The 9,959-nt window shown below is 35.7% G+C and carries 8 protein-coding genes and 1 tRNA gene; 3 read left to right on the forward strand and 6 right to left on the reverse strand.

Features of this window, described 5'->3' with window-relative positions:
- From DWA30_RS08400 to DWA30_RS08410, 3 genes are read right to left on the reverse strand one after another with little or no spacing between them, the layout of a single operon-like run.
- Positions 1 to 1,371 (reverse strand): hypothetical protein, encoded by a 1,371-nt coding sequence (locus DWA30_RS08400; protein ID WP_245933884.1) that lies wholly within the window; start codon positions 1,369 to 1,371, stop codon positions 1 to 3.
- A gap of 19 nt (positions 1,372 to 1,390) precedes the next feature.
- A complete protein-coding gene (gene bamG / locus DWA30_RS08405) occupies positions 1,391 to 2,629 on the reverse strand; it encodes a BamG family beta-barrel-assembly machinery protein (RefSeq protein WP_114492094.1) in 1,239 nt (412 codons plus the stop codon).
- On the reverse strand, positions 2,629 to 3,357 hold the full coding sequence (locus DWA30_RS08410) for a type III pantothenate kinase (protein WP_114492095.1): 729 nt from the start codon (positions 3,355 to 3,357) through the stop codon (positions 2,629 to 2,631). The genes bamG and DWA30_RS08410 overlap by 1 nt, the downstream gene beginning before the upstream one ends.
- A 181-nt stretch (positions 3,358 to 3,538) precedes the next feature.
- On the opposite strand from DWA30_RS08410, the gene DWA30_RS08415 reads away from it, so the two are divergent.
- From DWA30_RS08415 to DWA30_RS08430, 3 genes are all read left to right on the forward strand, one after another.
- Positions 3,539 to 3,611 (forward strand) — tRNA-Phe (locus tag DWA30_RS08415).
- 311 nt (positions 3,612 to 3,922) lie between these two features.
- Entirely contained in the window at positions 3,923 to 4,333 is a 411-nt protein-coding gene (locus DWA30_RS08420; RefSeq protein WP_114492096.1) for a hypothetical protein, read from the forward strand.
- Between the two features lie 453 nt (positions 4,334 to 4,786).
- A complete protein-coding gene (locus tag DWA30_RS08430) occupies positions 4,787 to 5,020 on the forward strand; it encodes a helix-turn-helix domain-containing protein (protein WP_114492098.1) in 234 nt (77 codons plus the stop codon).
- Here DWA30_RS08430 and DWA30_RS08435 read toward each other — a convergent pair.
- The 3 genes from DWA30_RS08435 to DWA30_RS13315 all read right to left on the reverse strand — a co-directional run.
- Positions 4,959 to 6,239 carry an McrC family protein gene (locus DWA30_RS08435; protein ID WP_114492099.1) on the reverse strand — a complete coding sequence of 427 codons (1,281 nt, stop codon included), beginning with the start codon at positions 6,237 to 6,239 and terminating at the stop codon, positions 4,959 to 4,961. The two genes, DWA30_RS08430 and DWA30_RS08435, sit on opposite strands and share 62 nt — an antisense overlap.
- Positions 6,239 to 9,070 (reverse strand): McrB family protein, encoded by a 2,832-nt coding sequence (locus DWA30_RS13560; RefSeq protein ID WP_317048343.1) that lies wholly within the window; start codon positions 9,068 to 9,070, stop codon positions 6,239 to 6,241. Before DWA30_RS13560 ends, DWA30_RS08435 begins: the two co-directional genes overlap by 1 nt.
- The coding region (locus tag DWA30_RS13315; RefSeq protein ID WP_168421756.1) for a hypothetical protein at positions 9,070 to 9,959 on the reverse strand (890 nt) is incomplete at its 5' end. The genes DWA30_RS13560 and DWA30_RS13315, both read right to left, overlap by 1 nt.

Consider the following 9,959-nt stretch of genomic DNA (forward strand, 5'->3'; position numbering starts at 1 on the left):
TTATAGGTTAGGAACTCTAACACTTCCTCCAACCCAACAGCTAAAAGAAATGGTCTTTCCTGCCATACCAGAACTAAATATCTCTTGTTTTCCTGGTGCGCGTCCTCTGTAAGCCGATGCAGTAGAGTTCGCATTGCTAGCTAATGAAGCATCCACTCTAGCCGCTTTCGAGGCCATATCTGCAGCTTTCCAGTATATTGCTCGTTTCTCGAATGGAGTTGTACCACAGTTGTTTGCACTACTTGCATACATACTAGCAATTCGAAGGTACGCAATACCGGCAGAAGGCTTAGCTTCTAGCATCTTGTTATAGTAGTTTCTCGCACTTCCAAAACTACCTTTTTTACGGAAGTTCTCTGCAATACTATAATATACTCTAGCTTTATCGCTTGGATTGGTTTCCAAATCTGCCGCTTGGTTATAGTATTCTAATGCTTTGCTACTGTTTCCGTCTTTATCGGCCAACCTACCTAAGTAATAAGCAGATTTAGCAGAAGGCTCTAAGTTGTGTAACTGTTGTACCATTTTAAAGAACAACGGTGTTTCACATTCTTTACCATTTAACTTACCTGCAGAAACCTTTAACCAGTTTACATCATTCTTCTTACTCTCATACTGGCTCTCGAACAATGGGATCAAGTTATCACAATCGGCTCTTTGTCCTAATAGTGTATTGATACTACCCTTGATCTTACCATAACTTCCCAAATTAGTTTCAGCAGCATTTAAACGCTTAGCTTCCTTTTTAGAAAGTTCCTCTTCATTTTCTTGCTTCTCCATTAATGGCTTTAATATAACAGCCATATCGTTCTCTTTTCCTTCGATCTTTTCGATCAATACATCGTACAATTCGAAGATATCCTGAAGGTCTTTTTGACCGGCGTCTTGTAATTGAATAGCCAGGTTAAAATAAGTGTATAATCCCTTCGGACTCGTAAAATTATCCGGGTCGGTTTTTTGCGCTTTGTCGAATGCATCAAACTGTTCTTGTTTAGTACCAAGATCGTTGTCGTACATCGCTTGTGCGATATCGCCTAAGATGTCTCCTTCTTTCGACTTCTCCGGGAAGAATTGAAGTCTGTACTTATAGTTTTGAATAAGGTCTTCTACCTTAGAAGCATCTCCTTGTTCAATAAAATGCTTGAACATTCGATCTCCGTATTGATAAATAGCCAAACTTTCTTTTGGACATTCCTTTACCAACTTATCGTAGTGCTTTAATGCTTCGTTATAATTTTTTGCTTTCGCAGCTTCAGAATAAAGTGACAATGTAATTTGACATTCTGAAGGGTCGCTCGCCATCTGAGCAGTTCCTGTAAATACTATCGCAAATAGAAATAAAGCTAATAGTGAAGTTACTTTCGTTTTCATCGTGTTAGTGTTTAGTGTTTTAATCATAATATCTTTTTTCGAACCATCTGTCGTTAAGTGACAGACTTAAAAATGTATTGAAGAAATTTTCCTGAACCAATCCGTTATTCGTTGTCCCTCGCTTTCCAAACTCAAATCCGACATTAATATTGGAAAAAATTCGTCCTACGGGTATACCAACTCCAAAAGATATGCCAAACTCGTTAATATCCTCTCCTCTTAGGTTAAGTCCGGTCTCTTCGAAGCGAAATCCGCCACGATAGACCACCCGTTCCCAAAAGCTTCCGATGGCATTGTAGTTTGGTATATAAAAGCCTCCTATTCTATATTTTGAAGCATCTTGGAAGTTCACATCCTCAATAACGAAGGTGCGGTTGGTAAAGTTACTGGTTTTTTGATCGGTATATTCGGCTCCAATAAACCAACTTTTCGGTTTTCCTATTCCCAATCCAATGGTATACTGTGAAGGGAACGTAAATTCAGTATCCGCTACATCTATATCACGCACATCGACATTAACCGCCCCAATCCCAGTAGACAACACCGTTCCCAGTTGTCGCTCATTTTCGGCCGTGAAGTCGGTTTCGGGGGTATAGGTTACCGAAGCCATAAGTTCTAAGTCTTCAGAAATCATTGTTTTATACATGGCTCCGAAGTTGTAACTAAAACCTAAAAGATCCGATTTGTTTACCTCTAAGGTACCCAATTGTACATTTTCTATTCGGGTTAATTGGGTGTTTTCAATGTTTCCGAAGTTATAATTAACGTCAACACCCACACTAAACTTAGGGGTGATCTTATACGCCAATGTTAAAAAAGCTTTATTAAGTCCGCCCTCACCACTAAAGGTAGAGGTTACTCCGTTACTTTGGTTACGAATACTATAACCTACGGCGGTATAAGGAATCAAGCCAAAACTTGCCCCAAAATCGCCCATTGGCACACCAATCGCCAAATAGTCTAAAGAAGTGGTCGTAGTATTCTGTTTATCGTCTGTTGTTTTTTGAAGTACACGTTTGTGACTTGCACCCACTGTATAGTTAATAAGACGAAGGTCTGCAACACCGGCCGGGTTTTGAATATTGAGGTGGATACTGTCTGAAAAGACACTAATTCCACCCATGGATCTGTTTTCGGCTGTCCCTTTAAATTTTAATTCACCTATTCCGTAAAAAGAGTACGGAGAGGTAGTACCTTCTTGTGCTAGTGCACTACCCGAAATAAGGACAAAAACTACTACTATAATTCGTTTTAACATCAATCTTTATTATGTTCTAAAATGTAATGTAAACCTTCCAACAGAAAATTTGAGTTGGCAAAGATGTCATTTTTTAAGCTATCTCGCAAAAAATGAGCATCCCCACCTGTTAAAATAACTGTTAAATTGGTATATTTTTCTTTATAGGCGGCTATAAAACCATCGATTTCGTTCAATACACCTTGTATCACACCCGAATGCATTGAACTCGCTGTCGAATTTCCTATTAAGTTCTTCGGAAGGTTTGCATCCAATAACGGAAGTTTTGCCGTAAACGTATGCATCGCTTTATATCGCATCGTAATTCCTGGAGCAATGGCTCCGCCAAGGTATTCGTTCGTTTGATTTAAAAAATCGTAGGTGATACAGCTTCCTGCATCTATGACAAGTACATTTTTGTCGGGAAATTGAACCGCTGCAGCACTCACAAGTACAATTCGATCTACGCCTAAGGTTGTTGGGGTCTTATATTTATTCGCAAATGGAACCTTGGTTTCATGCGTTACCTCTAACACCGAATAGCGCTGTTTTAATTTTTTAAATTGATATTCTGAAAAATTACCAACAGAAGATACAATACAGTGGGTGATACTGGGATACTCTTCTGTAATTTCCGAAAGCACGCTAAGGAACTCTGTTTTTACAAATACCTTTTTTAGCTGAAGCGTGTCTGTATCGAACACCGCTAGCTTTACAAGTGTATTACCAACATCTATTACTAAATTCATTTCGGCTTAAAGACGATAAAAATACAACATCATTTCACGCCGGATGTTAATAGTATATTAAAAGCAGGTAATTGGGGACGAATATTTTTGCACTTTATGTTTTGCAAAAGCCAAAATAGAATTATATTTGCACCCGCCTTGGTTGAGAGCTTCTCTTCTAAGTACGATCTAAAAACTTACTGGTACCTTAGCTCAGTTGGTAGAGCAACGGACTGAAAATCCGTGTGTCCCTGGTTCGATTCCTGGAGGTACCACTTATGAAACCCACATTTATCTGATAATCAAGATAGTGTGGGTTTTTTGTTTGTAGAGGGTGTTATTCAGGGTGTAAACAAAGCGATTTATTCTCATTTGGTTAAAGCGATTAAAAAAAAGGCTTCCGCAAAATGGGTGTTGTTAATAAGTTAATAAGTTATCATGCTCATTTTTAGAAGAAACCCAAAAAACTATTACTTTCATAGTAGAAACTGACCCCACCCCTTAAAAGTATTCCATTTTTCTTTTAGGCAGGGTTTTTTTTAGGTAATACCATAGAATCAGGTATACGTCCATATCAATTTTTTTTATGAGCGAAGGTTTTAAATTGAAAATAGATGCAGGAATAAATATAAAGGAAGATTACTATTGGGAACTTTACACTCATGATGCTGAGCGTGACCCACGTTATAAGTCTTTGATTATTGATGACAGGCCACCTTATCGCAGATGTGAGCGAGTAAGCTTTGAAGAAATTATAAGGAATCACTTAAATAGAAATGATTTTTTTGACTTTGAATACAGTCCAAAAATAGGTGACAGATTGTTTCTATCCTTTTATTTTGAAAGCCAGTTGTTGAAGTACCATTTTACTTATAATAGCGTAAAAAAAATATGGGATATTCCTGTCCGACCAAAAGACGAAATTTATTGTGTTGAAAAATGTAATTCAGGGGGTATAATAAATCCTTTGATGTTACTAGTTGATTGGGTTACTTAGTGGCTCTAAGGTTATCTCTAAAATGTAATGCTATTAAGGGGCTTTTTAAAAGCGTTGATAACATGTAAACAGGGATTTATGTCAAATCAAAAAACGTTTTGAGTTTATGTGTAAAACAAAAAGCCTGTTTTAATCTGTTGCACACTCGGGAGCATGTTTAATTTTAATTCTCTAACTATTCACCGCTACTAGCAAATAGTAGTATCAACAGCCACCCAAATATACTAACTAATATCACATAAGAAGACGTGGCAATATTGTACATAAACCCAGTAAAAATGTCAAAAATAATAGATATAAGGGGTACGCCCATAGCACAAATAACTGCTAAGTCGTAAAAAAACTTTTCACGTAAATACTTAAACTTAAACTTCATCTTTCAAGAATAAGAAAAATTACGGCTAGACACAAATATGTGTCCGAATAATTTTATCCCTATTAGCACCTTTCGGTATGATTTCCGAAAGAAACAAGTATAAAGAAAAGTTCCTGAAATTATTAGGTGCAAATGTGAAAAAAGTACGGGAGAACAAAGGTTTGTCCCAATTTAAATTAAGCATAGAGGCAGACATCCCTAAAAATCAAGTTGGACGTATTGAAAGAGGAGAAATAAATACAAGTATTTTTACTCTAAAGCGTATTGCGGATGCTCTTCAGGTTGAGGTAATAGAATTTCTTCAAAAATGAATTTTTCTTTCAACTCTTTACCAATATTTGTGTTCAATACACCGTTTTTAAGAACGCTAATCCACATAAGGCCGCATCTATGGCCTTTCTCTTCAAAAGGCTCTGAAATCGTTTTTAAATTATCCGTATGAGGCAGCAATAAGATGGCTTCGGGCGATTGCCAGTAATCATTGTAAACATACATTTGTCGCAAATCATTGGTAGATGGCTTTGCTCGCCAAATATTTTTCCATTTCGTATCAATAACTAAAACTGTTTTCTCTTCTTGCTTAATCACGATATCAGGACGTATGGTGATTCCCTTCCAAAAATTCCTAGACTGTTGACCATATACGGTGAAAGATGTGCTCCTTAATGCTTGGCGTAGCTTTTCGGTTATATATTGCTCCCAAAGGTCATTCATATTAAAGAGCAATGCGAGCATTTCCTCTTTACCCTTTGTAACGTTTGGAGCATAATTAAGAATGATAAAGCGTGCTATTTGTAGGGCTGTTACATAGGGTTTTGTCTTTCTATTTTTTGGCAGTTTATTGAAGGTGCTTTCTAATGCCTGTATGCTTTTTACTTCTGGAAAATCTAAGGCAATAGTCTTGCATTTACTGTACAGGCTTTTACCCTTGGAAAATTGTTCTACAACACATAGTGCCTGAAACAGTATTTGATGGATGAGGTGGTCGTAGTCATATACTTGATGTTCTAAAAAAAACCGCTCTTTGTGTATAACGTTTTTAGAAATGTGCTTGGAAAAAATAAGCTTTCCTTTTAACGAGTGCAGATTATTCCGTTTATTGCCGTATTGACGGATAAGACCTTGCCGAATTAAAAGTTGAAGCTCATTTAAATACCAATCAAAATAAATATCAAGCAGGTGTTTGTTCTGCTTATCAATTTTGGCGTTTCCTACCTTTTGCACCTTCAGCCTTTTAGTAGTTTTAAGCATTTCTATAAGTACCGATTGCCATATCACTTCACCTCCTGAAGTTTTATCTGCTTTTGGAAGGATTTCAATGCACAAATTGCCAACTTGAATCACTCCCACGTATTGCTTGAATTTAATTTTATTTAAGCCTACCGTAAAATACTTATCATTATGAAGTTCATTTAGCTTGACAAGGGATAAAAAGTGTTCTTTTTTTAATTTGATTTTTTTAGCACCATAGGACATGCCAACTTTTAAAAAACCGTGTTCAAAAACTTTTATGTAATTAATTCTTTGCATTAAGCCATTAGCTTTTGAAGTGCACCGCTAATGTCAAAATCTTCATCAATAGTATTTAGCTCATATTTTTCAACTAATTCCACGGTATTTTGACCTTTATTAAATGTAGAAAAAACACCTTCATTCTTTGGAGGAATAACAGTAACAAACCCTTCACCAAGTACCAATCCTATTTTGCTGTAATCGCCAAAAAAATACTCCTGAAGTAATGGAACAATACTATCCTTAAAAACTTCTTTTAGTTTTGCTTCTTGGTTTTTAGCCTCTATAACCTTAAAGAAATAAGAATGTCCAATCGCATGGTCTCGGTCAAGTAGAGCTTCAATCCTTTCATTAATAACTTCAAGCAATTCTGTGAGGTCAACTCCCGCAACTTCTTTGTTTTGTAACAACTTAGCATTGGGCATTTTTTCTTTGAAAGAAAACCTCCTCCTTAGTGCAACATCAAGAGCTTCTACGGAACGGTCGGCAGTATTCATTGTTCCAATGATATATACATTCATAGGAACTCCAAAATCACTTTTGCTATAAGGTAGTTTTACTGTAAGCGCTTCAGTTCCTCCTAAACGCTTATCAGGTTCGATAAGTGTTATAAGCTCACCTAAGATTTGTGATACATTTCCTCGATTAATTTCGTCTATAATAAGTACCACATTATCGGCACGCTCATAATTGGCTCGAATTGCTTTATCAAAAACGCCAGCATCAAACTTTTTCGCAATATCTTCATCGGATAGTTCAAGAGCTACTTGTTCTGCAATTTCCTTTTTGAATTCTTTGAAATACGAAGCTTCATAGTCTTTTATACCTTTAAAGATTGCGTAGAATTCCGTAAGCCTTGGACTTACTCCTACACAGTCTTTTATCTCTTGCAGATTTTTTATTTGAGCTACTGAATCAAAAGTATCATAAAGCTTTTGAAGATTTTCTTTGGTAAGTGGTGCAACGTGGCTAGCTTGAGATCCTTTTGCTCTAGCTCGTATAGAGTCGTTTTTATTTATCTCAAAAATCTCAGTCTCCTTTCCTGTTATGGATGTAAAAATGGGTTTGACTTCCATATCACGGTAATTGTCTATAAAGCTATTGTATAAGTCGTCAAACGAGTAGCTATCCTCACCTTGCTCTAATGTTCTTGAGACTTTATAACAGCTATAAGCAGCTCTTGCACAAGTCTGCTTAAAAACTCCCGATTCTAGTATATATGAAACATCTTTTTCCTTATTATCTTGATCACCTAAAGTAGGCTTTATACCCTCAACAAAATCTTCGTACCCAAAACTCTGATGAAATGTCGTGAAGATAATTTGTTTGTTATCAACAAGTTTTCGATACTCTATGTTACGCTGTTCTCTAAAGGTCAATTCACTAGCACTATCGTATTTAAAACTTGGATTGGCAATCTCAACGGCAAGTTCCTTTGTACTGTAGGTTTTACCCGTCCCTGGTGGTCCAAATAATATTTGATTTAAGGGTTCTTTAAAGCCACGGGGTTCGGCATTCATATTTTGTTCATTTTTAGGTTCAAACCTGCTGTAAAACTTGTGATATTCTGGCTCAATCTTTTTCATAAATAAAACTGTTGCCTCAATAAGGGAATCCCAATCTTTTGCCTCCTTTGAATTAAAGGGTATTTTTTTAACGATGTCTGCATTTTTGTAGTTATCGTTAAGCTTAAGGTAGAGTTTTCTTTTTTGGCTTTTCTCATCAACAAGGTATGTATCGAATTTAACGTTAAAACAACCATTAGACTCTATCCCAACTGTGTATGCTAACCATTTTTTTTCAAGCTTTTCTTTATTGGGATAAATCCTTGCCCATTGATATGATTCAAAGTTATTTGCTCTATTCGTAGGTTTCTTAATAACTTTTGACGTTCCATCAGGGAATAAAACTTTTCTTGTTTCTTCAGCCCAGTATTCAACTTTAGCATAGCTTTTTTGAAGCTTTTTATACGCCTCTTGCATATCGGGATATTCTTTGTTGTAGGCATTGCCTTGAGTTTCTTCCAATAAACCGAACTCTTCTTCTGTAAAAAATTCCATCTTGTGTGTTTTCTTGATTTTTGTTGTAAACTTTTTGGCATTTCCTTTCTGAAACATCAAGTACTTTAAAACGCTATTTGTAGTACTTGCCTTTGTATTCCATTGGGTAAATTTTGTATTTATGGTCACCTCATATTGTTTTGCGACCTCAGCTTCGTGGTTGACTTGTATCTCTTCATCAATTTCACTAATGCTATTTACTCCCAAAAGAATATACTCTTGTTCAGGTTTACCCTTGTAAGCATAGCTTCTAACAAAATTAGGGTGGCTTTTAAATTTATCTGCCATCCCCTTTTCCACCAACAATCCAATTAGAGACGCATCGTCTTTTTCTTGGAAAGACAACACGTCCCTCATACCGACAACAACAAAAAAATCATTTTTTGAATTTAACCCCATTCGGACTTTATAGGGTTCAATTTTATTGGTGGTTAGTACTTCATTAGCAAAATCTATAAATTGTTGGAACAAATCTTTGTTCTTAATCTTGCTGTAAGCTTGATTGAAGTTTTTCTTTTCTGTGTTATTGTACTTCAAGTCTTCGGTAATAGTGAAACCGTGTTTTTCGATAAATTTATTGGTAGGTATTCCTCCACCCGGATTTTTAAGTTTTACTTCTGGGTAATTTTCCTCTACATATTTATTAGCTCTAGCAAAAACTATTTTAGGTGGCATTTTTACATCCCCTAGTTGAACGTTATACTTATCGCTATTGTTCTTGGTATGCCAATCCGCATTCTCTGAAAGGACTTGCTTTATTGCAGTTTGCCAAATTTCTTTTTCTGTCATTATTTTGAAACAAATTTTCTAAAGGCTCTAATAATTTGATATATAAATATCCCTAAAATTAAGCGGTGGATCATATCCAAAAAGTAAACCGCTCCAGAAATATTATCGCCATAGACAATGCTAATTCTTCTTGCTGGGTTAAACATCTGCCAAAAAATATTGAGATTGTTCCAAACAGCATAGAGGGCTCCATTGCCTTCTACATAAGTTCGAGGAAACCCAAATTCTAAATTGTCAACAGTTATTGGCAAAATAATAAGATAAATTAGAAACGTTATCAATAAAATAATTTTCGTTGGTTTCCACCAACTAAGACCATAGTTATTAGTTGTGTTAAGCAACATAATTAGCTTATCTTCCCATTTCAAAATGTTTGGGGAATATTTCAGTTCATTGCTAAATGATTGCATTTCCAGAGATTGAAATGTTAGACTATCAATATAGTTCCCTTTCTTTTTTAAAGATTGTTTAATTTGCCTGAAAATTTCTCTTTTACGTTTAGACGCAATCTCTGAAATCGCAAACGAACCATTTATTTGAAGTTGATTCTCTTCAAACCACTTTACATTCGAAGCTTCAATATTGTCAAATGAAACATTTGAAAAATTTATAAAATCGAAACTCTTAAAGTCGAATTCAGTAAATTTTGCTTTTCCTAACTCAGTATTTACGGCAATTATTGAAGAGTCTGGATCATCTTTCCTTTTAAATTTTTCATTTTCGGCTACGCATCTGTCAAAATTCAATTCTCCATAGTTCACGAAGTCATTAAACGAAAGCCGTTTTACACTAATTTTTTTAAAAATTAATTTTAAATCTTGATTTACTCCAGAGATAACAGCCTCATTGATAGCCCAGCCAATAATTCTCAAAACTCCTTGACATTTAG

The organism is Candidatus Ulvibacter alkanivorans (assembly GCF_003333325.1).
GTDB classification, from domain to species: domain Bacteria; phylum Bacteroidota; class Bacteroidia; order Flavobacteriales; family Flavobacteriaceae; genus Ulvibacter_A; species Ulvibacter_A alkanivorans.

Excerpts from the sequence above, each read along its gene's own strand:
- DWA30_RS08400 (WP_245933884.1), bottom strand. The coding sequence starts at position 1,371 with ATGAAAACGAAAGTAACTTCACTATTAGCTTTATTTCTATTTGCGATA.
- bamG (WP_114492094.1), bottom strand. The coding sequence starts at position 2,629 with ATGTTAAAACGAATTATAGTAGTAGTTTTTGTCCTTATTTCGGGTAGT.
- DWA30_RS08410 (WP_114492095.1), bottom strand. The coding sequence starts at position 3,357 with ATGAATTTAGTAATAGATGTTGGTAATACACTTGTAAAGCTAGCGGTG.
- DWA30_RS08420 (WP_114492096.1), top strand. The coding sequence starts at position 3,923 with ATGAGCGAAGGTTTTAAATTGAAAATAGATGCAGGAATAAATATAAAG.
- DWA30_RS08430 (WP_114492098.1), top strand. The coding sequence starts at position 4,787 with ATGATTTCCGAAAGAAACAAGTATAAAGAAAAGTTCCTGAAATTATTA.
- DWA30_RS08435 (WP_114492099.1), bottom strand. The coding sequence starts at position 6,239 with ATGCAAAGAATTAATTACATAAAAGTTTTTGAACACGGTTTTTTAAAA.
- DWA30_RS13560 (WP_317048343.1), bottom strand. The coding sequence starts at position 9,070 with ATGACAGAAAAAGAAATTTGGCAAACTGCAATAAAGCAAGTCCTTTCA.